Consider the following 23,093-nt stretch of genomic DNA (forward strand, 5'->3'; position numbering starts at 1 on the left):
CAACGACGATAGGGGCGGGTTTTCGGCACTCCAGTGGCGCCATGAATCCGTGTCGGGTTCACGTAAAGGCTTGACCTAGCAGAAATGATCCGTAGAATACGCAGCGCATCGAGGGGCTCGTAGAGTCATCGAGCGCGGTTTACGGCATGACGGGGTATAGCGCAGTCTGGTAGCGCGCCTGCTTTGGGAGCAGGATGTCGGGGGTTCGAATCCCTCTACCCCGACCACCATGTTCCGGTTACCGCGTCGATGGAAATGCAGCCGGTATTGGAATGCGCCTATAGCTCAATCGGATAGAGCAACGGCCTTCTAAGCCGTAGGTTGCAGGTTCGAGTCCTGCTGGGCGCGCCATTCCACCGGGATCGCGTGTTCCGGGTCGATGTCGCATCGGTATGGTGGGTGTAGCTCAGTGGTAGAGCCCCGGATTGTGGCTCCGGTGGTCGTGGGTTCGATCCCCATCATCCACCCCATTGCCGATCGCTGCTTCAGAAATGGTGGGTGTAGCTCAGTGGTAGAGCCCCGGATTGTGGCTCCGGTGGTCGTGGGTTCGATCCCCATCATCCACCCCATTTCTCGTTTGTCGCTGTTTTCACGCTTTCCGCTATTTTCACGTTCGTCGTCCACTGCTTAAGTCTCTTCGCCTTGGCTGTGACGTCCGTCGATAGTCATGCAGGTTGCCGAACGCCGGCGTCTGACGGCACTGAATGCTTGGTTCGGCATCGCCGATCGGGTGTTTTTCGTTTCCACATCGATTTTTACCGCCCCAGGCTTGTATTTCGCCCCCTTTAGCACCATTTATCCCGCTAGTCCGCTTGCCAGTGGGCATGGGGATTCATAAAATCCCTCCCTGTTTAAAAATGACAGCTTCGAAGTGACAGTCTTGAAGCGACAGTTTTTGAGTTGCAATCACAGAACGCCCCCGTCGGTAGAGGATCATCTATGCAAGTTTCCGTTGAGACGACATCCCAGATCGAACGTCGCATCACTGTTCAGGTTCCGGCAGCAGAGGTTGATGAAGCCGTTGCTACGCGCCTGCAAGACACGGCCAAGCGAGTTCGTCTGAATGGCTTTCGTCAAGGGAAGATCCCGATGGCGGTCGTGCGTCAGCGCTACGGTAAAGACGTGCGCAACGAAGTCGTCAGCGAGCTCATGCGCCAGCACTACGTACGGGCGATCACCGAGCAGAGCCTGAACCCGGCCGGCTACCCGTCGATCGAACCGACGGTCGATCAGACCGGCAAGGATCTGGAATTCGTCGCGACACTCGAGATCTACCCCGAGATCGAACTGAACAGCATCGAGGGTACGGCCATCGAGCGTCCGCAGGCGGACATTGCAGAAGCCGATATCGAAACCATGATCGAGACGCTGCGCGGCCAGCATGCGGCGTTTCAGCCGGTCGAGCGTGGCGCTGAAAATGGCGATCAGGTCAAGATCGACTTTCAGGGCTATCTCGGCGACGAGCCGTTCGAAGGCGGTTCGGCCGAGGGCCACGAGCTCGAGCTGGGTTCCAACCGGTTCATTCCGGGTTTCGAAGAGCAGCTGGTGGGTGCCAAGGCGGGTGAAGAAAAGCGCATCAGCGTGACTTTCCCCGACGACTACCAGGCCGAGCATCTGGCAGGGCAGGAAGCGACCTTCAAGGTGACCGTGCACGAAGTCTCCGCCAAGGCGCTACCGGAAGTCGATGCCGAGTTCATCAAGGAATTCGGTGTGGAAGACGGCGACCCCGACAAGTTCCGCGCCGAGGTCAAGAAGAACATGGAGCGCGAGGTCAAGCAGGCGGCCCAGAATCGCGTCAAGCAGCAGGCGCTGGACGCTCTGCAGCAGGCCAATGAGGTCACGGTGCCGCAGTCGCTGATCCAGCAGGAGACCGACGGGCTCAAGCGGCAGGCAGCGCAGCAGTTCGGCCTTGGCGAAGACTTCGATGTCAGCCAGCTGCCGAACGAGTTGTTTGCCGAGCAGGCCCAGACTCGCGTCAAGGTCGGGCTGCTGTTGGCCGAAGTCATCCAGCAGCACGAAATCGATGCCAGCGACGACGAGATCCGGGCGCGCGCCGAAGAGCTCGCGACTCAGTACCAGCAGCCCGAACAGGTCATCGAGCAGTACATGCAAAACGATGAGCTCAAGGGCCAGATCAAGTCAGCCGTGCTCGAAGACAAGGCCGTTGACAAGCTTCTCGAGCAAGCCCAGGTTAACGACGTCAGCATGAGCTACGAGCAAGTGCTGCAGGCCGCACAGCAATCCGAAGAAGCAGCCGAAGAAGCAGCCGAAGAAGACGAGGCTGAGGAAAGCGATTCCAAGGCATGATCGGTGCTTGGTAAGCGAAGCAACCCGGCGCAGGCCGGGTTGCGAGTCGATGGGCCTGACAATCACCAGATGTAAGGAAATCGCGATGCACAACGAGTTCGACATCCGTAATGCCGGTGGCCTGGTCCCGATGGTGGTGGAGCAGAGCGCGCGCGGTGAGCGGTCTTACGATATCTATTCGCGTCTGCTCAAAGAGCGCGTCATCTTTCTGGTCGGCCCAGTCGAAGACTACACGGCGAACCTGATCGTGGCGCAGCTGCTGTTCCTGGAGTCCGAAAATCCGGACAAGGATATTCATCTCTATATCAACTCGCCGGGTGGTTCGGTAACGGCGGGTATGTCCATCTATGACACGATGCAGTTCATCAAGCCGGATGTCTCCACCGTGTGTATCGGACAGGCGGCCAGCATGGGCGCGCTGTTGCTGACCGGTGGCGCCAAAGACAAGCGTTTCTGCCTGCCGAATTCGCGCATGATGATCCATCAGCCGCTTGGGGGTTATCAGGGACAGGCGACGGATATTGAAATTCATACCCGTGAGATCCTGACCATCCGCCACAAGCTGAATCGCATTCTGGCAGATCATACTGGACAGGATATCGACAAGATCGCCCAGGACACCGACCGTGACAACTTCATGGATGGAACTCAGGCCGTCGAATATGGCCTGATCGATGCCATGCTGGATAAGCGTCCGGTATCCTGATAGCGTTTGAGTCAAGGTTTCACACGACGGCGCGCGGCGCCGTCGTCCTGACGAGGTACACGAATGGCCGACGGTAAAGGCAAAGACGACAACGGCAAGCTGCTGTACTGCTCGTTCTGTGGCAAGAATCAGAACGAGGTTCGCAAGCTCATCGCGGGTCCGTCTGTCTACATCTGTGACGAGTGTGTCGATCTCTGCAACGACATCATTCGCGAGGAGGTCCTGGAAGCCGACGCCGAGAGCGATGAGGACCGTCTTCCCGTACCGCGCGAGCTTCGCAACACGCTCGACGACTACGTCATTGGCCAGGATCGGGCCAAGATGGTGCTGTCGGTGGCGGTTTACAACCATTACAAGCGTCTGCGTGGCGGTGGCAAGAGCGACATCGAGCTGGGCAAGTCCAACATTCTGCTGATCGGCCCGACGGGTAGCGGCAAGACCCTGTTGGCGGAGACCCTGGCACGCCTGTTGAATGTGCCGTTCACGATTGCCGATGCCACGACGCTGACGGAAGCCGGCTACGTGGGCGAGGATGTCGAGAACATCATTCAGAAGCTGCTGCAGAAATGCGACTACGACGTCGAAAAAGCACAGCGCGGAATCGTGTACATCGACGAGATCGACAAGATCTCACGCAAGTCGGACAACCCTTCCATCACGCGTGACGTTTCCGGTGAAGGTGTTCAGCAGGCGCTGCTCAAGCTGATCGAAGGCACCACGGCGTCCGTGCCCCCGCAGGGCGGACGTAAGCATCCGCAGCAGGAATTCCTGCAAGTGGATACGGGCAATATCCTGTTTATCGTCGGCGGCGCCTTTGCCGGACTGGACAAGGTGATTCGTGATCGCGCCGAGAAGGGTGGGATTGGCTTCAATGCGTCCGTCAAGAGCAAGGAAACCAACAAGGGCGTCGGCGATATTCTTGCCGGGGTCGAGCCCGAGGATCTGGTCAAGTTCGGTCTGATCCCCGAGTTCGTTGGGCGTCTCCCGGTGATCGCGACGTTGACCGAATTGACCGAGGACGCGCTGGTCGAGATTCTGACCGAGCCCAAGAACTCGCTGGTCAAGCAGTACGCGCACCTGTTCGAGATGGAAGGTGTCGATCTGGACTTCCGCGAGGAAGCCTTGCGGGCGGTTGCCCACAAGGCCATGGAGCGCAAGACCGGCGCGCGCGGGCTGCGTTCGATTCTGGAATCGGTGCTGCTCGAGACCATGTATGACGTGCCGTCGCTCGACGGCGTCAGTAAGGTCGTGATCGATGGCTCCGTGATTTCCGGTGACAGCAATCCTTTGCTGATCTATTCCAAGCAGGAAGAAGATTCCAAGCCGGAAGAGAGTCGAGTCGCCAACAAGGACGGATAAACGCGTTCGTCATGGCGTCTGCCTGGAAAGGGGGCCCGGTGGGCCCCCTTTCTTTGTCGCTCTTATGGATCCAGCTTTATGTGTCTTTCTTTTTTCTGGCTTGGATCCTCCATGATTTCGTTCTCTGGTGCATCCCACGGTTCGCCGTGCGCGACTTGCATCTGAATGATGGCGCCCCCACGTAGTCTCCATAATGCCGCTCTGGTGGCTCATCCATCCTATAGTTTGTCGAGGAATTGCTGTAATGGCGAAGAGCTCTGACCAGACAATGAAGCTTCCGCTCTTGCCGCTGCGTGATGTGGTTGTCTATCCGCAGATGGTCATCCCGTTGTTCGTAGGGCGCGAGAAGTCGATTCGCGCGTTGGAAACGGCGATGGAGCACGACAAGCGCGTGCTACTGGTCGCTCAGCGTGAAGCGGCCCACGACGACCCAGGTGTCGATGACCTTTTCGGCATTGGTACGGTCGCCGACATCATGCAGTTGCTCAAACTGCCTGACGGTACCGTCAAGGTGCTGATCGAGGGTAGTTTTCGGGCGGACATTCAGCAGATCCTGCAGGATGAAGACGGCTTCATCAGCGCGCAGGCGGTCGCCCGTGACAGCGAGCCGCTCAGCGAGCGCGAGCAGGAGTCGCTGGTTCGAGTGCTGCTCAACCAGTTCGAGCAGTACGTGAAGCTGTCCAAGAAAGTTCCCAGCGAAGTGCTCTCCTCGTTGCAGGAGATCGAGGATCCGAGTCGGCTCGTCGATACCATCTGCGCCCACCTGTCGTTGAAGATCGATGACAAGCAGGAGCTGCTCGAGATGGATCGCGTTCGTGATCGCGTCGAGCACCTGATGACGCTGATCGAGTCCGAGATCGATCTGCTGCAGGTCGAGAAGCGAATCCGCTCGCGGGTCAAGGACCAGATGGAGAAGTCTCAGCGCGAGTACTATCTCAACGAGCAGATGAAGGCCATCCAGAAAGAGATGGGCGAGCTCGAGAACGTCCCCAACGAGGCGGAGAAGTACGAGCAGCGCATCCAGGAAGCCGGGATGCCCCAGGAAGCCATCGACAAGGCCAATCAGGAGCTCGGCAAGCTCAAGATGATGTCGCCGACTTCCGCCGAAGCGACCGTCGTGCGCTCCTATCTGGACTGGGTACTCTCCGTGCCCTGGAAAAAACGCACACGGGTCAAGCACGATCTTCCGCATGCCGCCAAGGTGCTGGACGAAGACCACCACGGTCTGGAAGAGGTCAAGGAGCGGATTCTCGAGTATCTGGCGGTGCAAAAGCGGGTCAAGAAGCTCAAGGGCCCGGTGCTCTGCCTCGTCGGTCCTCCCGGCGTCGGCAAGACCTCGCTCGGGCAGTCGATCGCCCGTGCGACGAATCGTCGTTATGTACGTCTGGCCCTGGGTGGCGTGCGCGACGAGTCCGAAATCCGCGGCCATCGACGGACTTACATCGGTTCGCTGCCCGGCAAGCTGATCCAGCGCATGAGCAAGGCGGGCGTGCGTAACCCGCTATTCCTGCTCGATGAAGTCGATAAGATCGGCATGGATCATCGGGGCGATCCCTCGTCGGCGCTGCTCGAGGTGCTGGATCCCGAGCAGAACGACAAGTTCAACGATCATTATCTCGAGCTCGATTACGATCTGTCGGACGTGATGTTCATCTGTACCGCCAACTCGATGAACATTCCGGGGCCGTTGCTGGACCGTATGGAAGTGATTCGACTGCCCGGTTATACCGAAGACGAAAAGCTCGCCATCGCCAAGCGTTATCTGATCCCGAAGCAGCTCAAGGCCAATGGCCTGAAAGACGGCGAGCTGTCGTTCGGTGACGAGGCCGTGCTCGAACTGATTCGCTACTATTCCCGGGAAGCCGGGGTGCGCGAGCTCGAGCGTCAGATCGCGAAAGTCAGCCGCAAGGTACTTCGCGAACGTCTCGAGACGGAAAAGGGGCAGGGTGCCCTGGCGGGAGTGACGTTATCCGCGGATGATATCGAGCGCTACGCCGGCGTCCGCCGCTACAGTTATGGTCTGGCGGACCAGGAGCATCAGGTTGGGCGTGTTACTGGACTGGCTTGGACTTCAGTCGGCGGTGAACTGCTGTACATCGAGTCCGTGGTGACGCCAGGCAAGGGGCGGGTCAACAAGACCGGCTCCCTGGGCGACGTCATGAAGGAGTCGGTCAGTGCTGCGCATACCGTCGTTCGGGCCCGTGCCCGCCAGTTCGGTATCGACCCCGAGCGCTTCGAAAAGGAAGACCTGCATATCCACGTTCCCGAGGGGGCGACTCCCAAGGACGGGCCTAGTGCCGGTGTCGGCATGGTCACCGCGATGGTTTCGGCCTATACCGGACGAGCGGTACGGTGTGATGTCGCGATGACGGGCGAAGTCAATCTGCGTGGCGAAGTCATGCCGATCGGCGGTCTCAAGGAGAAATTGCTGGCTGCACGGCGCGGTGGTATAAAGACCGTACTCATACCGGAAGAGAATCGTCGGGATCTCAAAGAGGTACCTGACAATATCAAGAATGCATTGGACATTCGTTCGGTTAAGTGGATTGATGATGTATTGTCAGTGGCATTGACGAATTCTGTCGACGACGATGACAAAGTTGTTGAAGATGTGGCTACCTCGCAAGCCAATGTCAGCACACATTGATTTTGTCAGTGTGCAAATTTCACGCGCCAGGCCTGATATGGCGCGGTTTTTCTGACGATCTTGATTGACAGTAGAATCGTGGCATTGCTATAAAATGCCCACCTGTTTTGATAGTAATCGGAACGTCATCGCGCTTCCGGTTGCGCATCGATGTCCTGCTAATTTCGTATATAGTCAAGGGGTGAAGCGTGAATAAATCCGAGCTGATTGAAGCCATTGCTGCGTCTGCCGACATTCCTAAGGCAGCTGCCACGCGTGCACTCGACGCGATGATTGAGTCCGTGTCCGACAGCCTGAAGAAAGGCGATTCCGTAGCTTTGGTAGGGTTCGGGACCTTTGCGGTCAAAGAGCGTGCAGCACGTACCGGCCGTAACCCGCAGACAGGCAAGCCGATCGATATCAGCGCTGCCAAGGTGCCGAGCTTCAAGGCAGGCAAGGCGCTCAAAGACGCGGTGAACTGAGTTTCGCTCCGTCGCGCGGGTCGACATTCCGGTCGCCGTGAGAGGTTCAAGCCTTCCGGCTAGTGGAAGCCCGCAACATAAGCGCATCGCCCAAGCGATGCGCTTTTTTATTGTCGTACTGCAAGGGCGGGGCCTTTGCAGCATGGATCACCAATACCATGCGCGTGGATGCGCCATCATAGAAAGACGGTGTACGATACGCGCGCAATATTGGGTAATCGACATGCGAGGACAGCATGCTGCAACGAATTCGTGAAGGCTCCCAAGGGTGGGTGGCAAAAGTCATCGTCGGGGCCATCATCGTGACCTTCGCGCTTTTCGGCGCGGAGTCTCTGGTTAGTTACTTCTCTTCCGGAAGCAATGACGTGGCGACCGTCAATGGCGAGTCCATCAGTCGTCAGGCCGTGGAAACACAGGTTCAGCGCGGCATCCGTTCCGGGCAGGTCCCGCCAGAGCAGGAGCGGCAGTTCCGCGGCCAGGTGCTCGATCAGTTGATCCGTCAGCGTACGCTGGATCAATATGCCGATGAAGGTGGGCTCCATATTTCGGACAGTCAGCTGGACCAGTTGATCGTGTCGCTGCCTGAGTTCCAGGATCAGGATGGTCGCTTCTCCGATGAGCTGTTCACCAATCGCTTGGCTCAGGCCGGCTACACTCCCTCGTCGTTCCGGCGTGAGTTGCGCGCAGACACCTTGCGGCGTCAGGTGCAGCAAGGTCTGGCCGGTTCCACATTCCTGCTGCCGGCGGAGAAACAGCGCCTGGCCGCGTTGCAGCAGCAACAGCGGACCTTTCGTTACGCCCAGTTGACGCCAGCGGACCTCGCCCAGCCCGTGACGCCGAGCGATGCCGATCTGCAGCAGTACTATGATCAGCATCAGCAGGATTACCGTCGGCCCGAGCAGGTCAAGGTCAACTACCTCGTACTGAACCAGGAAGACGTTGCCAAGGATGTCGAGGTCACCGATGACCAGCTGCAGCAGGCCTATGACAAGGCGCGCGCGGAAGCGCCCCGTGACGTCTCTCATATTCTGGTGACTTTCGGTGATGATCGTACCGAGCAGGAGGCGCGTGACCGCCTCGCTGAGGTTAAGGCGAAGCTCGAGAAGGGCGGGGATTTTGCCGCCTTGGCACGCGAGTACTCCGACGACCAGTCGTCTGCCGACAAAGGCGGCGATCTGGGTGCCATTCAGAAAGGCTTTTTCGGAGACGAGTTCGACGATGCCGCGTTTTCGCTCGATCCGGGTCAGGTGTCGAAAGTCGTTCAGACCCAGTACGGCCTCCATCTGATCAAGGTCACGGGCCTCGATATTCCGTCGTTTGAAGAGGATCGTGAGGCACTGACGCAGCAGGTCAAGCTAGAACAGTCCCAATCGTTGTTCAACGAGCGAGTCCAGAAGCTCACCGACGATGCTTATGAAGCGGATGACCTCTCGACAGTCGCCGACGATCTGGGCTTGTCGGTCCAGTCCAGCGACTGGTTTTCCCAGGAGGCCGGGGGAAAGGGCGTGCTTGCCAACCCGGACGCCGCAGCAGCAGCCTTTTCTTCCGACGTGAAGGACGACGGTTATAACAGTGATGTGATCGAGACGGATGATCAGCAGCGTGTCGTGTTGCACGTCGTCGATCACCGCGACGCGAGTACGCTACCGCTCGATGCGGTTCGTGACCAGGTCATGGCTGCGGTCAAGGCCGAGCAGACGCAGCAGGCGCTCGAGGCGCGCGCGGCTGAGGCGGTCAAGGCGCTGCGTGAGGGCAAGAGCGTATCGGACCTCAACTGGCAGCAAGCCGACGCCGTGACCCGGGATGCCGACAGTGTTCCGGACGCCATTCGCCAGCAGGCTTTCCGACTGCCGCATCCGCAGGCCGATAGCGTGGTCTGGGGCCAGGTCGATAGCCAGAACGGGGTTGCCATCGTCGGTGTCGAGTCGGTGCAGGCTGGTGATACCAGCGCGGACGATGCTGACTTTTCGACGCGACTGGCCCAGCGCCTTCAAGCGCAGATCGTCATCCAGGGTTTGAGCCAGACGCTTGAGGACACCGCCGATATCGAGCGCAATTAATCTGATCGAAGTGAGGTCTTGGTAACGCGAGTCCTGTTTCATTCCTGCCGACCCTCCTAGGCTGAACGGTATGCCAACCGTCAGCCAGGAGGGTTTTTTAATGACTGTTACTCGTTATTTGCACTCACATCCACTCCGCAGGGACTGCCGCAACCGCAGCATTTCGCATTGCGCGAAACGTCGCTACCGGATCTTGCGCCCGACGAGGTCAGAATTCGCAACCGGTGGCTGTCGGTGGATCCCTACATGCGGGGGCGGATGAGTGGTGTTACGACCTACGTCGAGCCCTATGCACTGGACGCGCCGATGGAAGGTGGCGCAGTCGGGGAAGTCATTGCTTCGCGTCACCCGCATTTTCAACAAGGTGATCGGGTTCGCCACATGGCGGGATGGCATGACGTGGCCCAGCTCCCCGGCAAGGAGGTCGAGCCGCTGCCGAGATTTGACGTGCCGGAGCAGGCCTATCTCGGTGTTCTGGGAATGCCGGGGATGACCGCCTGGACCGGCTTGAATCTCATCGCCGAACTCAAGCCAGGTCATCGCGTGCTCGTCAGCGCCGCTTCCGGCGGGGTGGGTTCTTTGGCGGTGCAGCTTGCCAAGGCTGCGGGTTGTCACGTCGTCGGGATCGCCGACAGTCAGGCCAAGTGCGAGTGGCTCGAGTCATTGGGGGTCACGGCGGTCAATTACCGGGACAAGGATGCCGCGGCGCTGACGAGCGCGTTGTCCGAGGCGTCGCCCGACGGCTTCGATATCTATTACGAGAACGTCGGTGGTCCGCTGATGGAGGCGGCGTTGGCCAATCTCAGAGACCATGCACGAATCGCGATCTGTGGTCTGATCGATCGCTACAATGCGACAGAGCCGGGCGGCGGCCCCAGCAATCTCAATCAACTCCTCTTCCGCAAGGCGTGAATGGAAGGATTTATCGTCATCGAGCACTGGGATCACTACCAGGCGTTTCTCGATCAGGTCGCGCCGCAGATCGAAGGCGGAGCGATCCAGTGCCGGGAGGCCGTCGTCGACGGGCTGGAGCGTATGCCCGAGGCTTTCCTGAAGCTCTTCTCGGGGGAAAAAGAAGGCAAGATGCTGGTTCGGCTTGCCTCGGACTGACGACCCTCGAGAATGGCGATGACCGGCGTAAGGCGCCTCTATCGAGTGGCGTGCTCCCACTCCGTCAGCACCGCCAGCGCCTGCTCGCGGCTATCGAGGCATAGCTCGGGATCATAATCGAAGCGTCGGCAGACTTCCGGTCGGCGTGGATCGCCGAACAGCCGGCACAGGTTGCCGTCGTCCAGCTGCACGCAGCGAACCCCGGCGGGCTTTCCTTGCGCCATGCCGGGAATCGACGAGGTGATCGAGGGCGCGATACAGCAGGCCCCGCAGCCAGCGCGGCAGCTCATGGGGGTTCTCCTTTCAGCGTCATGCGATTTGATTCAGCGGGATCTGATCGAGTCTCTTCGAAAGCCATTTCATCGAAGTAGCCGGGCTCCGGCAGCCCGGCCTCCGCTCACTGATATTCCCGCAATCAGGTCTCTGGTGATTGAGCAGGGTTATCAACTAGCCCCCGGCAGGCGTTCCTCTGCTCTCCGCCAGCGCACCCTTGTCGATTCCCTCGAATGCCTGGACCCGGATATGCGCGCCGGTAGACAGCGCGATCTGGTGAGCGAGCCAAGCCGCAATATTCTCGACAGTGGTGGGGGCGGATAGCGTATGGCATCGCTCCTTCGGCAGGTGGAGCTGGAACTGGCCCTGGGCGGAGCGATAGCGCACACGCATGATATCGTCGTTGCGCCGAGGATTGACGATGTCGGCCTCGTCGACGAGATACGCATTGTCCAGGCGTTGGGCCCAGAGCCGTTCGAGTTCCGAATCGCGCTGGCCGTCCCGCCAGATCCTGAGATGCGAGCGATGACCATGAGCGATCCGCTGGCAGTTGCCCTTATGATGCTTGAGACCATGGCTGTAGCTGTAAATGGCGCCATCGACGAGTTCTTCGCGAAGACGGATGCGGATTGCCTCGACGCGCGGTGGCGGTCGTTTGCTGAGTTCGCTGCTGAGATGCGCGCCCAGGCGTTCCGCCGTCACTTCCCCCCAGGGAAACAGCGTGAAGCCCTGGCGCGGGGCACGCAGCTCGAAGGGGAAAGGAAGCTCGGCGGCCATGTGCAGGCCTTCGCTGCACTCCTCGATCTTGACGCCCGCGGCCTGCGTGGGCACGAGCAGGGTATGATCCAGTCCGCCATCGAGGCGTGACTTGATCCACGGCTTGACCTCGCCGAAGTCGAACAGCATGCCGTCCTCACCCAGCTCGCCGTCGAGTTCGACGTCGACGTGCCAGCTGGCGCCGCTCAGGCCTCGTTGAGGCGACCAGATCGATGCGTCGATATTGGTCAGATTGTTGACGAAAAGGGTCATCAATCGATCCCCGCGATCTTGTGAGTCTGCAGCGACAGGCGCCACTGCGGATGACGCATGCAGTAATCGACGGTCGCCTCCATCGGGCTGGCATCGCTCACGATGGCGCCGGGCGCGAGGTCCATCGGCTGCAGAAAGAAGTGAGTGAAATCTAGCTCGGCGAAGGTCTCGGGATCGATGCCCGCCTGCGGGTGGACCAGCTTCAGCTCGTCTCCGCGCGTCTGACGTAGCGCATTGTCGCTTTTAGGGCTGACGCAGATCCAGTCGATCCCCAGCGGGGCCGGCAGTGTGCCATTGGTCTCGACGGCAATTTCGAAGCCTCGGGCATGCATCGTCTCGATCAGCGCCGTGTCCAGTTGCAGCAGCGGCTCACCGCCGGTGAATACCACATAGCGCCGATGTCTGCCCGAAACGGACGTCGGCCAGAGACGCTCGAGATGCGAGGCCAGCGCCGCGGCATCGGCGAATCGGCCGCCGTTCTGACCGTCGGTGCCGACGAAGTCGGTATCGCAGAACGTGCACTGGCTAGTGGCGCGATCTCGTTCTCGACCAGACCACAGATTGCAGCCCGTGAATCGGCAGAAGACGCTGGCCCGACCGGCCTGGGCGCCTTCTCCTTGCAGGGTGTAGAAGGCTTCTTTGACGCTGTACATGCATGATTCCGTGCTGAGTCGATTCAGGGTTCGGTTTGCCGGGTTGGGTTTCCCGGAGCCTGGCGCGCCAGAGCTTGGAGAGTCTGGACTTGGAGAGCCTGGACTTAGCGAGTCAGGACTTGAGCGCCAGGGCTGATGCCTCAAGGCTGAATTCGAAGACCATATCCGATTCGTCGGCGCGATCGATCCGGCCTCGCATCATCGACGTCTGGCCAGGAGGTGTCCGCCCGTCAGCGCGTAGCGTAGGGAATCGGGTCCGTCATTCCCAGCTCGGCAAAGGCGTTGAGTCTTTCCCGACAGCTACCGCATTCACCGCAAGCCACTTCCTGGCCTAGATAGCAGGTCCAGGTATCGGCGTAGTCGAGCCCCATTTCGATGCCGTCGGCGAGAATCTGCGCTTTGTCGCTGTGCAGATAGGGCGCTTCGATACTGACCGCCTCGAAATTGGCGATCGCGGAGACATCGTTCATGCGTTCGACGAACGCCGGGCGACAGTCGGGGTACAGGACATGATCGCCACCGTGAGCGCCGTAGAAGCAGATCGGTGCCTTGACATTGACTGCGTAACCGATCGCCAACGACAGCAGAATCATGTTGCGATTGGGTACGACGGTGTCGGCGAGGTTGTCCTCGGCATAGTCAGCTTTCGGCATGGCCCGTCCACTGTCGGTCAGCGCGGAATTGCCGATCAGCTCATGAATCGCCCGAATGTCGACGACACGGTGCGACAGGCCAAGATCGGCACAGACGCGGCTTGCGACATCGAGCTCGCGGGCATGACGCTGACCGTAATGGAACGACAGAGCGTGGACGTCGTAGCCTTCGCGAATGGCGCGATGGAGTACAGTGTAGGAGTCCATGCCGCCGGAGTAGATCACGACGACCGGTGTGGAATCGCTGGAAGAAGTCGAGGATGTCATGCGGTTAACCTGTGGCGTGCAAACTGTCTGGACCCGGCAAGGGCCCACGGTGATCGCTGATTCGGGTGGCTCGCTTACGCCGTGAAGGCCCCGCTCTCGCCGACGAGAGAGGTCAGCAGGCGCTGCCGCAGATCGCCTGGGGACAGATCCTGGGCGAGCAGGTGAGCGAGTTTGCTGTGAGCGGCTTCGGGCGTCATGTCATCGCCGGACAGGATGCCGATCTCGTTGAGCGTCTGTCCGCTGGCATAGGTGCCGGGACTGACGCCGCCGACAGGACATTGACTGACGGCAACCATGACTTTGCCTTCGGCACAGGCGCGAGCCAGGACACCGAGCAATGCCTCGTCTTCCGGTAGATTGCCGCTTCCCCAGCACTCGATGACGACACCGCGCTGAGAGTCGTCATCCAGCCAGCGCGCCACGTCTTTGGCACGAATGCCGGGCCAGAGCACCAGACGAATGACGACTGCGGCATCGCCGCCGGCAAGTTCGAAGCGTGGCGCCCCGCGTGCAGGCCAGCAGCGGGGTGTGTAGACGATCGGACTGTGATCCACCATCTCACCCAACAGTGGCCAGTTCGGGCTCTCGAATCCTAGCGCGTCCGCAGTGTACCATTTTCTGGCACGGCATCCTCTCAGCAGACGGCCCCCGAAGCTCACGCACACTTCCCGCAGCGCGGTCTGCGCGGCAAAAGCCAGCGCGGCTTCGAGGTTGACGAGCGCATCGCTGTTTTCCGACTCCAGCGGCTTCTGGGCGCCCGACACGATGACCGGCTTGGACAGCCCTTGCAGCTGAAAGGCGAGGCTGGAAGCACACCATGCCAACGTGTCGGTACCGTGAAGCACCACGAACCCGGCGTAGTCCTGATAGCGATCGGCAATCAGCGCTGCCAGCACTGCCCAGTCGTCCGGCGTGGCGCTGCTGGAATCGATCGGGTCGGGCGACTCCCAGACGATGTATTCGGGAAGTCGGCGTCGACGATCTGGCGGCAGCGACGCCAGCGCTGCCGCCATTCGAGAATCGAAATCGCCGGCGGCGACCAGACCTCGGTCGCTGTCACGCATTCCGATGGTGCCGCCGGTGTAGATCACCAGAATGGAAGACGATGTGTCCTGGGTCGCTGCGTTCATGACAGCGTCAGAGATCGTGGCCGAGAATGACATGGCAGATCGACGAGAACGTGCGGGCCGACGGTGGCTGGTGAAGATCGACGCCCAGCGCGCGGCTGATGTTGGAGGCCGAAATGATGCCGCGAATCCGCGAGGCCCCGCTGCCGTCGGGTTCGGTAATCAGCACGTGCTGGTCACCCGAGGTCTTGAGCGTCTCGACCAGGTCGCCCACGCTGGCATGGGAGATCTTGGCGTAGGACAGCGAGTGCAATTCGCTACGCGGTGTCTGGATCATCTCGACGGTAACCTCGTCGCGGCCGAGCTGATGCTGCTGCATCGCCAGCGTGATGCGACGGCCCCCGATCAGCTCGCGGGCGTTGATCACACCGGTGAACTTGCCACTGGTGTCGATCAGCATCAGTAGGCCGACGCCAGCCTGCTTCATGGTCTCGTGAGCCTGCCCAATCGAGCTGCCGGTGGGCAGGGTGTGGGGATGGCTGACATTGAAATCGGTGACCAGCATCGTGGCTGGGCTTTCCAGTGTCACGGATTGCGTCTTGGCTACCGGCTGCACGATGCCGCTGACACCGTCCAGGTTTTCCAGTGACAGCGCCGAAAAATGGACTTTGGAAGGATGGGGGGTATTGACCATCGATGAATCTCCCTGGATCGAATCAAAAGCGTTTTCCGGTCGGAATCCACAGGCCGAAGCCGGTTTCCGAGCGGGTCGTTATAGATACTGGTGAAGATCGCCGCGGACGCTATCCAGAAAGGTAATGAAGCGCGTATCCCGCTCATCGTCGTGACGATCGGTGCGACAGCCCAGTGTCATGCTCTTATGGACCAGCAGTTCGTCGTAAATATCCAGCGTGACCTTCTTGGGGATTTCCGGCGAGGGTTTGATGTCCCCCTCCTCCAGCGTGAACGACTCGAACAGCGTGGCGCGAATTCTGGTGGTGCCGCCTTCTGCGAGGACACGGCGCACGAACAGCCAGCCTTCGCAGGCCAGGTTGTCGCCATTCTCGCGCTGGCGTTGAAACAGCGTACGGTAACTGGCGCCTTCCTTGGCGCCGCGATCCGCCATGCTACGGTAAGCTTCGGTGACACGAGACGCCATCGCCCCGGTTTGTGCCAGTTTATGCAGCGCAGCCTGATGTTCGCGCCCCAATTGTTCCTGGCGCTGAAAACGCTGCCACAAGCGATAATTGTCCTGCAGGGCGGTTGCGTCCATGTCTTCTCCAGAGAGTGGCGAAATTATCGGCCGCCTATGATCGCCTATCCGGTGGCTCCCTGACCACCCAAGGTTGACGTTTCCCCAGGGGCGGCAAGCGTAAAAAGAAGATCAGCCAACGCTAAAGTTCCCCGGGGATCGGCCGATCAGGAAACTGAAGCATTAAAGTGCGCTTAATCGGCGTCTGCTGTCGTGATCGGCGTGTTACAAAGTGCGCCAGGCATAGAGAGGTTACATGGCTACCATATCGTCACTGGGAATCGGTTCCGGGCTAGACTTGAGCGGACTGCTCGATGACCTGGAAGATGCGGAGAAACAGAAGCTCACGCCGATCGTCGCCCAGCAGCAGAGCTACAAGACCAAGCTGTCCGCCTTCGGTTCGTTGGAGAGTTCCCTGACCGCGTTGCGTGATGCCGCGACCAAGTTGAGCGATCCCGAAACCTTCACGGCCGTCACCAGTTCGATGACCGGCGACGCCGTCACCGCCACGACTACTGGGGATGCCGTCGCCGGTCGCTATCAAGTCTCGGTTTCGAGCCTTGCTCAGGCGCAGTCACTGGCTTCGGCAGCACAGGGAGCAGATAAAACCGAAGCGCTGGGGAAATCCGGCACTTTGGGAATTAGCGTTGGCGAGAACGCCAGTATCGATATCGCCATCGCTAGTGACGACTCTCTGGAAGATATCCGGGATTCGATCAATAAGGCGGATACCGGCGCGACTGCCTCGATTGTCTTCAATGGGTCTGATTACCAACTGACGCTGACGTCCGAGGAGACTGGAACTCAGTCCGCGATCAACGTGACGGATGGTGGCAGCCTCTTCGGATTCAGTGAAACCGTTCCCGCCCAGGACGCTGAACTGGAAGTCAATGGCATCTCGATCACCAGCCAGTCCAATACCGTCAAGGGTGCGCTCGAAGGCGTCACTTTCGATTTGACCTCGACCACGAGCGGAGCAGAAACGCTCAAGGTGTCAAAGGACACGGAGTCGATGACCAAGGCGGTCAAGGCTTTCGTCACCGCCTATAACAGCTTTCAGAGTACGTCCGACGCCCTCACTTCCTACGACTCTGAGTCAGACTCGGCCGGAGCGCTGCTCGGCAACTCGACCATGCGCACTATCGAGTCCCGCCTGCGTAGTGTGCTCGGCTATAGCGACGGCGACGGCACGTTTTCGATGCTGTCGGACCTGGGTATCGAACGCCAGCTGGACGGCACGCTGGAGGTCGATGATGACAAGCTGAGCGAAGCCATCTCCAGTGACAGTGACGCGGTAAGCCAATTTTTCGCCGGTGTCGACGGGAAGGGCGGGCTGTCTGCCAGCATCGACGACACCATGGGAACCATTCTCGATGACGGCGGCCTGCTGCAGATTGCCACCGACGGTATCGATTCCACGCTGGACCGCCTGGGCGACCGTTACACGCGGATGCAGGAATCCATCGACTCCACGGTCGAGCGTTATCGCACCCAGTTCGCCAGCCTGGACTCTCTGGTCTCGCAGATGAATTCGACCAGTAGTTACCTGACTCAGCAGTTCGATGCCTTGAGCGCGCAAACCAACCAGTAATAGGTCTCAACGATGATGAATTCACGACGGGGCGCGGGCGCCTACGCGCGGATTGGGGTCGAGTCGGCGGTCATGTCTGCCGACCCCCACCAGCTGATCGTCATGCTGTTCGATGGTGTCCAGGCGGCGATCGCCAGTGCTCGCCTGCATATGCAGGACGGCAACCGGGCAGCCAAGGGCGCGTCGATCTCCAAGGCGATCGACATCGTCAATAACGGCTTGGCGGCAGCGCTGGACCATGAAAAGGGGGGCGATATCGCCGCCAATCTGGGGCAGCTTTACGACTACGTCGCCAGACTGTTGCTGCAGGCCAATCTGCGTGACGACATGGCCGCGCTGGATCAAGCCGCGTCACTTCTCGATAACATCGGCTCCGGTTGGCGTGAGCTTCGGCAGGCGCCGGTCGAGATGGTCGGGGGAGTATAATCGAATGACATCAGGCCCTTCGGTCATCGAGCAGTACCGTCAGTTACTAGAGGTGTCGAGCCGGATGCTGGGTTTGGCGCGAGAGCAGGAGTGGGAAGCCCTGGTGCAGTGCGAGGCCGGCTACGTGGTATCGCTTCAGCGCGTGAGGTCTCTCGATGAAGTGCAGTCGTTGACCGATTCGGAGCGTGAACAGAAATTCAGCTTGCTCGAGCAGATCCTGACCCAGGACGCCGAGACGCGCCGTGTGCTGGAGTCCCGTCGCGAGGAGCTGAGCCATCTCATTGGCAGTTCCCGGCGACAGCAGGCACTGGGGCAGGCTTACCAGGCGGGGCGCGGCAGCATCGCCTCACGACTGCGCGCGGTGCCGACCGACGAGCGCCCGTGAGCGGCATCACGCCGATACTCGACACCCTTTTGCATCAGGTTCTCGGCAAGCGTGTCGACACGCCGGTCATCAAGGACCAGCCGTTACCAGTGTCGGCGGCGACGTCTTCGGACGCCATTCAGCCGGCTCGCAGCGACTCTCGTCTACATCAGCAGGGCGGGGAGCGCGTCATGGGCCCATCCCCGGCGACGGTCCGGGAAGGCGCCTCTGCGCCCGCTCCACCGTCGGGTCAGGCCGGACTCTCGTCCTCGCAGTTACACTTGAGTCCGACCGCGATAAAGATCGCTGATCTGCTCTCGCATTTTCCTGCCACTCAGACCGCATCGGTCCGGCCGCTTGCCGCGCTTCTGCTCCAGCCTGCGGACAGCGCCGATTCCCTCGCCACCGCACTGTCGCAAAGCGTTCGCGAGAGCGGAGCCTTCTATGAATCTCATCTGCAGCGATGGATGGCCGGTCAGTATCCCCGGTCGGCGCTGATGCGCGAACCTCAGGCCTGGTTGAGCCTGACCTTTCGTCCGTTCACGCCGACCTCGATGCTGTCCATGCCAATGCCATTTCTGGCCACGCCGACGCCACTGAATTCGGGACTCCTGACCGGCGGTGGCAGCCAAGCATTGCCTCCGCATGTTTCTCCGAGCTCGACGCCCATGCCGGCGAAGACGAGTACCTTCGCCGGCATGACCTCGGCGACAGCCAACCTCGACGAGGCCGTGAGTTCAAGCGCCATTGTGAGCGGGGAAACGCGTCTCTCGCAGTCTGTCACGGCGGCCGGTTTCGGCGGTGAGCGTTCGTCTTCAATGGCCGGCGTATCGGATACGGCATCGTCACTCGCCATGTCCCGTGCGCACCAGCTTTCGCAGCAACCCACGGAGGCATTGCAGGCGATCGTTCGGCATCAGCTGGAGCTGATCGTGGCACCCAATCTACGTTGGGAAGGGCAGCTGTGGCCCGGGGTGCCGATGACACTGATGTTTTCCGAGTTGCCACGCGATCCGGCTTTCGACGATAACGATGACGACGTCGATGATCGTTCACCGCGGTACGATGACGAAACCCGCGACGAGTGGCGCGCCGAGGTGCAGGTTCGGCTGCCCACTCTGGGCGTTGTCGACATCACCTTCCAGGCGCGCCAGGCGACTGCACTACGAGTGGAGATCGATCCTTCCGAGGCGCCCACCCGGGATCGCGTCCGGCGGGAGCTCGAACCATTGCGCCAGCGCCTGACTGCGTTGGGTATACAAGCAGAGATCGCATTGGGAGCGAGCCATCATGAGCGATAGAAATGCGGATGCCCGCCGACGCGCGATCGCCATGGCTTACAGCGGTGAACGAACGGACGCGCCCAGGGTCGTTGCCAAGGGTTACGGCAATGTGGCGGATCGCATCATCGAACTCGGACAGCAGGAGGGCGTTTTCGTACATGACTCCCCGGAACTGGTTGCGCTATTGATGCAGGTCGACCTGGATGCCCGTATTCCGGAGTCGCTCTATCAGGTGGTAGCAGAGTTGCTGGTGTGGATCGGCCAGATCGACAGTGCGGCGAAGTCAGGCCATCAGCATTAGCGTTGACTGTCAGGTTCTATTTTAAACGGTATTGTTATTCAATGTGTCTTTTGAGGCCGTTTGTCTTCACGAGTTCGCATTTGCCCGTAAAGGCAGTAATCACAATATTTCACGTAGGATCAGTTATTTAAATCAATCGATAGCAAACTCAATAGCGACGAGCTCGTTACGTGATTATAAATTTGGTAACAAAACTTGCTTTTGTTCATCAAAAAGTCGCAAACTAGGTCCATCATAAAGAACTGATGTAGTCGCCTCCATGGCTATGTCGGCTGGAGCTTTCAATCAATGGAAGCCAATAAAACCATACGCAGGGAATCGGACAATGGCCCCGAACAGTCTTCTGGATGACATTCAAGATCTCAATCTCTCCTATCTGCTCCTGGTTCAGCGCCTGCTGAACGAGGATCGTGAATCGGCGATGTTTCGACTCGACATGAATGCCGATCTTGCGGATACCATTATTCGCTTATCGATCAAGCAGTTGACTCAACTGTCTCGAACAAATCAGTTATTATGTAATCTGCGATTCACGGATGCCGAGCAGCTCAATATGCTGGTCCGTAACCCGCGAGCCCAGGGGCTCGAGCAGACGCATGCCTCACTGCTGATGGCCGGTGCGGGTCGCGTTCAATTCTCGTCCCGGCAGGGGAGCTGATCCATGGCGGACAAGAGCCTCGTTGCGGAGATGCTTCAGGTGCAGCTGGCCATCGAGTTGATCGAGCTGGGGGCGCGGTTGCAGGTTCTCGAAACCGAGACGGATCTGAGTCGCGGGCGTTTGATCAAGCTTTACAAAGAAGTCAAGGGCATGTCTCCGCCCAAAGGCATGCTGCCGTTTTCGGCCGACTGGTTCATTACCTGGCTACCCAATATTCATTCATCGTTGTTCTACAACGTCTATCGTCGCCTCACTAAAGAGCTGGGTTGCGGGCGGATGCCTGCGTTCGTCAAGGCTTATCGGCTGTATCTCGAGCAGGTCGAACTCGATGGTGCGGAGCCCACGCTCGGCTTGACGCGGGCGTGGACGCTGGTGCGATTCTTCGAGAGCGATCTGCTGCAGTTGTCGCGCTGCAAGACCTGTAAGGGCGATTTCGTGGCGCATGCTCATAGCCCGATGCAGGACTACGTCTGCGGTATCTGCCAGCCCCCTTCCCGGGCTGGCAAAACCCGCAAGGCCAAGGCGATGTCGAAACCGGCCGCACCGACGTTCGTTCCTCTGGAGATGTCGCTGGCGGACCGCTTGGCCGTCTAGGCTGATTTCGTCATCGAGAAGCGGGCCAACGGGCCCGCTTTTTTGTGTCCGTTCGGCGACGAGATGCCTGCCTGGCACCGTCGTTTTTCGAACAATCACGCTTTTCTGATATTTCTACCCTCAAGCGCGACGCCTCGGCTGCCGATACAGTCAGCAAGTTTGCCATGCACTGTTTCGGGAGCCTCTCCGTGCTGATCCTATTAGGCTACATCATCGTCTTGGGTAGTGTATTCGGTGGCTACGTCGCGATTGGCGGGCATCTGGGTGCGCTGGTGCAGCCCGCCGAGTTCGTGATGATCGTCGGAGCCGCTCTCGGCGCCTTCGTCTGCGCCAACAACGGCAAGGCGATCAAGGCGACGTTGCGGTCGTTCTCGAAGCTAAAGCGCACCAAGCGCTACAACAAGATGATGTACATGGAGCTGATGGCGCTTCAATACCGGCTTCTGACCAAGGCGAGACGCGACGGCATGCTGGCGATCGAGCGTGATATCGATGCGCCGCAGGACAGCGCGATCTTCGCGGACTATCCGAAGATCCTCTCGGATCCGATGATCATGGGGTTCCTGACCGATTATCTACGTCTAATGGTCAGCGGCAACATGGATCCCTTCGAGATCGATGCGCTGATGGAGCACGAGATCGAGACCTTCCAGCATGAAGCGGAGCTGCCCGCGCACTCGCTATCGGCCGTCGGCGACGGACTTCCGGCTTTCGGCATCGTGGCAGCGGTCATGGGCGTGGTGCACGCTCTGGGATCGGCGGATCAGGGCGCCGGTGTCATGGGACAGATGATCGCACAGGCGCTGGTGGGTACTTTTGTCGGGATCCTGCTGGCCTATGGCTTCGTGACGCCCGTGGCTCACCGCATCAACCTGCAGGCGGGTGAAGCGACCAAGATGCTTCAGTGCATTCGCGTGACCCTGATGGCCAGTCTCAATGGTCTGGCGCCGCAGTTGGCGGTGGAGTTCGGCCGCAAGGCGCTGTTTACCGCTATCAGACCGTCATTCAGCGAGCTTGAAGAACACGTTCGTTCCAGCGGACAGACCCTGCGCAGCACGGGAACGGAGGGTCCATGAGTAGTGGTGATGAACGGCGGCCGCTGATCGTCAAGCGCAAGCGGGTTCAGTCGGCGAAGCATCACGGTGGGTCCTGGAAGATCGCCTACGCCGATTTCATGACGGCATTGATGGCGCTGTTCCTGGTGCTGTGGATTCTTTCCACGGCCAGTCCGAGCCAATTGGAGCATATCGCCGAATATTTCCGTACTCCACTAGCCGTCGCCTTGACGGGCGGCGACAAGACGACGGCGAGCACCAGCGCCATACCCGGTGGGGGCGACAATCCGACCAAGGTCGATGGCGAGGAACGCCGCGTGAACATCCGCGAGCAGACGCGCTCGAGTGACGAGCAGCGCAATCTGCGCTATCTGCGCGATCGTCTGCAGAGCGTGATTCAGAGCGACCCGCAGCTCAAGGAGCTGAGTTCGCAGCTGCGTATGGATTTCTCGCCCGAAGGGTTGCGCGTGCAGATCGTCGATAGTGACAAGCGGCCGATGTTCGAGCTCGGTAGCGATCGCCTCGAACCCTACATGCAGAAGATTCTGGGTCGCATCGCACCCGTGCTCAACGAGATGCCCAATCCCATCAGCATCAGCGGCCACACCGATGACATTCCTTACGCTGGCGGGGAAAAAGGGTACAGCAACTGGGAGCTGTCCGCCGATCGTGCCAATGCTTCACGCCGGGAACTGATCGCCGCCGGCCTCGCGCCGGACAAGCTCTTGAGAGTCGCCGGGATGGGTTCACGCATCACCTTGCCGAACACGCTCCCCAGCGACGACGTCAACCGCCGGATCAGCATCGTGGTGCTGGATAACCGGGCGGCTCAGGCAATCGAACAGCAGGAAAAGACGCCGCTGCCCTCACCTCTGACAACGCCGTTGGCAGGCAGCGGTGGTGGAGCGAGTGGCAATGATGGCGGGATGATCGAGCCGAATTCAGCGGGTTGATGCAAACGTGTTCACGCCCTGTTG

General features: G+C 59.8%; 24 protein-coding genes, 4 tRNA genes and 1 pseudogene. 22 read left to right on the plus strand and 7 right to left on the minus strand.

Annotation, left to right across the window (positions count from 1 at the left end):
- The first annotated feature begins 150 nt into the window (after nucleotides 1–150).
- The 13 genes and pseudogenes from ACUN9V_RS10205 to ACUN9V_RS10265 all read left to right on the plus strand — a co-directional run bounded on the left by ACUN9V_RS10205 (nucleotide 151) and on the right by ACUN9V_RS10265 (nucleotide 10,650).
- A tRNA-Pro gene (locus tag ACUN9V_RS10205) sits at nucleotides 151–227 on the plus strand.
- 47 nt (nucleotides 228–274) lie between these two features.
- Nucleotides 275–351, plus strand: a tRNA-Arg gene (locus ACUN9V_RS10210).
- Between the two features lie 44 nt (nucleotides 352–395).
- Nucleotides 396–470: transfer RNA gene (locus ACUN9V_RS10215), tRNA-His, on the plus strand.
- A 24-nt stretch (nucleotides 471–494) separates the two neighbouring features.
- Nucleotides 495–569 (plus strand) — tRNA-His (locus tag ACUN9V_RS10220).
- A 370-nt stretch (nucleotides 570–939) separates the two neighbouring features.
- Nucleotides 940–2,307, plus strand: coding sequence for a trigger factor (gene tig, locus ACUN9V_RS10225; RefSeq protein WP_445511296.1), 1,368 nt, complete (start codon nucleotides 940–942; stop codon nucleotides 2,305–2,307).
- A gap of 85 nt (nucleotides 2,308–2,392) precedes the next feature.
- Complete coding sequence (gene clpP / locus ACUN9V_RS10230; protein WP_075562048.1) at nucleotides 2,393–3,013, plus strand: ATP-dependent Clp endopeptidase proteolytic subunit ClpP; 621 nt, start codon at nucleotides 2,393–2,395, stop codon at nucleotides 3,011–3,013.
- Nucleotides 3,014–3,076: 63 nt separating this feature from the next.
- Complete coding sequence (gene clpX / locus ACUN9V_RS10235; protein ID WP_075562049.1) at nucleotides 3,077–4,372, plus strand: ATP-dependent Clp protease ATP-binding subunit ClpX; 1,296 nt, start codon at nucleotides 3,077–3,079, stop codon at nucleotides 4,370–4,372.
- Between the two features lie 244 nt (nucleotides 4,373–4,616).
- On the plus strand, nucleotides 4,617–7,019 hold the full coding sequence (gene lon / locus ACUN9V_RS10240; protein ID WP_110691697.1) for an endopeptidase La: 2,403 nt from the start codon (nucleotides 4,617–4,619) through the stop codon (nucleotides 7,017–7,019).
- A 188-nt stretch (nucleotides 7,020–7,207) separates the two neighbouring features.
- On the plus strand, nucleotides 7,208–7,480 hold the full coding sequence (gene hupB, locus ACUN9V_RS10245) for a nucleoid-associated protein HU-beta (RefSeq protein WP_075562051.1): 273 nt from the start codon (nucleotides 7,208–7,210) through the stop codon (nucleotides 7,478–7,480).
- Nucleotides 7,481–7,716: 236 nt separating this feature from the next.
- Nucleotides 7,717–9,540, plus strand: coding sequence for a SurA N-terminal domain-containing protein (locus ACUN9V_RS10250; RefSeq protein WP_445511297.1), 1,824 nt, complete (start codon nucleotides 7,717–7,719; stop codon nucleotides 9,538–9,540).
- 132 nt (nucleotides 9,541–9,672) lie between these two features.
- Nucleotides 9,673–9,960, plus strand: a pseudogene (locus tag ACUN9V_RS10255) (NADP-dependent oxidoreductase); the annotation flags it as partial.
- Between the two features lie 69 nt (nucleotides 9,961–10,029).
- Entirely contained in the window at nucleotides 10,030–10,452 is a 423-nt protein-coding gene (locus ACUN9V_RS10260) for a zinc-binding dehydrogenase (RefSeq protein ID WP_445511343.1), read from the plus strand.
- Entirely contained in the window at nucleotides 10,453–10,650 is a 198-nt protein-coding gene (locus ACUN9V_RS10265; RefSeq protein ID WP_445511298.1) for a hypothetical protein, read from the plus strand.
- Between the two features lie 38 nt (nucleotides 10,651–10,688).
- On the opposite strand, the gene ACUN9V_RS10270 is transcribed toward ACUN9V_RS10265, so the two are convergent.
- The 7 genes from ACUN9V_RS10270 to ACUN9V_RS10300 form a co-directional block, all read right to left on the minus strand.
- Complete coding sequence (locus ACUN9V_RS10270; RefSeq protein WP_445511299.1) at nucleotides 10,689–10,940, minus strand: YkgJ family cysteine cluster protein; 252 nt, start codon at nucleotides 10,938–10,940, stop codon at nucleotides 10,689–10,691.
- Nucleotides 10,941–11,097: 157 nt separating this feature from the next.
- Nucleotides 11,098–11,952 carry a 6-carboxytetrahydropterin synthase gene (locus tag ACUN9V_RS10275; RefSeq protein ID WP_075562055.1) on the minus strand — a complete coding sequence of 285 codons (855 nt, stop codon included), beginning with the start codon at nucleotides 11,950–11,952 and terminating at the stop codon, nucleotides 11,098–11,100.
- Nucleotides 11,952–12,605, minus strand: coding sequence for a 7-carboxy-7-deazaguanine synthase (gene queE, locus ACUN9V_RS10280; protein WP_445511300.1), 654 nt, complete (start codon nucleotides 12,603–12,605; stop codon nucleotides 11,952–11,954). Before queE ends, ACUN9V_RS10275 begins: the two co-directional genes overlap by 1 nt.
- A 230-nt stretch (nucleotides 12,606–12,835) precedes the next feature.
- Nucleotides 12,836–13,525: a 7-cyano-7-deazaguanine synthase QueC gene (gene queC, locus ACUN9V_RS10285; protein WP_445511301.1), complete on the minus strand. Its 690-nt coding sequence runs from the start codon at nucleotides 13,523–13,525 to the stop codon at nucleotides 12,836–12,838.
- 74 nt (nucleotides 13,526–13,599) lie between these two features.
- Nucleotides 13,600–14,655 (minus strand): asparaginase, encoded by a 1,056-nt coding sequence (locus ACUN9V_RS10290; RefSeq protein ID WP_445511302.1) that lies wholly within the window; start codon nucleotides 14,653–14,655, stop codon nucleotides 13,600–13,602.
- A gap of 7 nt (nucleotides 14,656–14,662) precedes the next feature.
- Nucleotides 14,663–15,286: a CBS domain-containing protein gene (locus tag ACUN9V_RS10295; RefSeq protein WP_075562059.1), complete on the minus strand. Its 624-nt coding sequence runs from the start codon at nucleotides 15,284–15,286 to the stop codon at nucleotides 14,663–14,665.
- 78 nt (nucleotides 15,287–15,364) lie between these two features.
- The gene (locus ACUN9V_RS10300) at nucleotides 15,365–15,865 is read right to left on the minus strand and encodes a hypothetical protein (RefSeq protein ID WP_445511303.1); all 501 of its coding nucleotides are present in this window, start codon (nucleotides 15,863–15,865) and stop codon (nucleotides 15,365–15,367) included.
- A 235-nt stretch (nucleotides 15,866–16,100) separates the two neighbouring features.
- Here ACUN9V_RS10300 and fliD point away from each other — a divergent pair, with 235 nt between their 5' ends.
- From fliD to motB, 9 genes are all read left to right on the plus strand, one after another.
- Nucleotides 16,101–17,435, plus strand: a complete 1,335-nt coding sequence (fliD, locus tag ACUN9V_RS10305; protein WP_445511304.1) for a flagellar filament capping protein FliD — start codon at nucleotides 16,101–16,103, stop codon at nucleotides 17,433–17,435.
- Nucleotides 17,436–17,450: 15 nt separating this feature from the next.
- The gene (gene fliS, locus ACUN9V_RS10310; RefSeq protein WP_445511344.1) at nucleotides 17,451–17,861 is read left to right on the plus strand and encodes a flagellar export chaperone FliS; all 411 of its coding nucleotides are present in this window, start codon (nucleotides 17,451–17,453) and stop codon (nucleotides 17,859–17,861) included.
- 4 nt (nucleotides 17,862–17,865) lie between these two features.
- Complete coding sequence (gene fliT, locus ACUN9V_RS10315; protein ID WP_445511305.1) at nucleotides 17,866–18,246, plus strand: flagellar protein FliT; 381 nt, start codon at nucleotides 17,866–17,868, stop codon at nucleotides 18,244–18,246.
- Entirely contained in the window at nucleotides 18,243–19,526 is a 1,284-nt protein-coding gene (locus tag ACUN9V_RS10320; RefSeq protein WP_445511306.1) for a flagellar hook-length control protein FliK, read from the plus strand. Before fliT ends, ACUN9V_RS10320 begins: the two co-directional genes overlap by 4 nt.
- Complete coding sequence (locus ACUN9V_RS10325; protein WP_445511307.1) at nucleotides 19,516–19,809, plus strand: EscU/YscU/HrcU family type III secretion system export apparatus switch protein; 294 nt, start codon at nucleotides 19,516–19,518, stop codon at nucleotides 19,807–19,809. The genes ACUN9V_RS10320 and ACUN9V_RS10325 overlap by 11 nt, the downstream gene beginning before the upstream one ends.
- Nucleotides 19,810–20,134: 325 nt before the next feature.
- The gene (gene flhD / locus ACUN9V_RS10330) at nucleotides 20,135–20,467 is read left to right on the plus strand and encodes a flagellar transcriptional regulator FlhD (protein WP_075562066.1); all 333 of its coding nucleotides are present in this window, start codon (nucleotides 20,135–20,137) and stop codon (nucleotides 20,465–20,467) included.
- A 3-nt stretch (nucleotides 20,468–20,470) separates the two neighbouring features.
- Nucleotides 20,471–21,061 carry a flagellar transcriptional regulator FlhC gene (flhC, locus tag ACUN9V_RS10335; RefSeq protein WP_445511308.1) on the plus strand — a complete coding sequence of 197 codons (591 nt, stop codon included), beginning with the start codon at nucleotides 20,471–20,473 and terminating at the stop codon, nucleotides 21,059–21,061.
- A gap of 188 nt (nucleotides 21,062–21,249) precedes the next feature.
- Nucleotides 21,250–22,137, plus strand: a complete 888-nt coding sequence (motA, locus tag ACUN9V_RS10340) for a flagellar motor stator protein MotA (protein ID WP_075562068.1) — start codon at nucleotides 21,250–21,252, stop codon at nucleotides 22,135–22,137.
- Nucleotides 22,134–23,069, plus strand: a complete 936-nt coding sequence (gene motB, locus ACUN9V_RS10345; RefSeq protein ID WP_445511309.1) for a flagellar motor protein MotB — start codon at nucleotides 22,134–22,136, stop codon at nucleotides 23,067–23,069. The genes motA and motB overlap by 4 nt, the downstream gene beginning before the upstream one ends.
- Nucleotides 23,070–23,093 lie beyond the last annotated feature (24 nt).

It is taken from the genome of Salinicola sp. V024, assembly GCF_052645315.1.